This window comes from Saccharopolyspora thermophila, assembly GCF_014646075.1.
Classification (GTDB): Bacteria; Actinomycetota; Actinomycetes; order Mycobacteriales; family Pseudonocardiaceae; genus Saccharopolyspora; species Saccharopolyspora thermophila.
This window is the reverse complement of sequence record NZ_BMMT01000051.1, coordinates 1-773: the sequence shown is the minus strand read 5'-3', so window position 1 is coordinate 773 and position 773 is coordinate 1. Positions and strand designations below refer to the sequence as shown.

Here is a 773-nt window from a genome sequence, read left to right as displayed (position 1 = left end):
GGGAAAAACTCCCCCAGAAACGCCCGCTCCGCACCCTCATCATCAGCAAACGTCTCCGCCGATATAACATCCGACCCCACCGACGAAGACCCCAACACCACCCCAGAATTACCACCAAAACCCCTCGACCGCTGCCTCAACCTGTCGTATTCGGCCCTCTTCCGCTCATCCGACAAAACCTGCCAGGCCGCGTTAATTTGCTGAGTCTTGACCTTCGCGGCCTCCACGGCCTTCTCGTCCCCGCCCGCCTGCTGGACCTTGTCCGGATGATGCTGTCGCATCGCCGTCCGGTAAGCCACACGGATCTCATCGTTACTCGCGCCCGGCTCCACACCCAACGTCGCGTAGTAATCCGGCAGCCGCTCACCCCCAGCACGCCGCTCCTTGCCCCCAGCACGCCGCTCCTGGCCCCCAGCACGCCGCTCCTGGCCCCCAGCACGCCGCTCCTGGCCCCCAGCACGCCGCTCCTTGCCCCCAGCACGCCGCTCCTGGCCCCCAGCACGCCAGTCCTCATACCACGCACGCCACTGCTCTTCCGCGGTGGCAAGCACATACTCGGCGGCATCAACCTCCTCAGCGAGATCATCCGCATCTTTCGCGGCTTGAGCCGCCTTGGCATCGTAACGATCCGTCTCGGCGTCGCAACCTCTCGCCTCATTTCTCAAACGGCTCGCCAAGTTCTTGAATTCAAGCTTCTGCCCCTTAGCTAAACGCGCCTGCTCATGGAAATCACTCGCATCCTTCGCAGCAGCAATTGCCTCAGCAAGGTAACG

At 63.0% G+C, this 773-nt stretch carries 1 protein-coding gene; it reads right to left on the bottom strand.

Translation table 11 applies throughout. The features are described from left to right. Positions 1-773, bottom strand: a 773-nt coding sequence (locus tag IEY17_RS25025; RefSeq protein WP_188991940.1) for a J domain-containing protein, incomplete at both ends; no start/stop codon positions are given.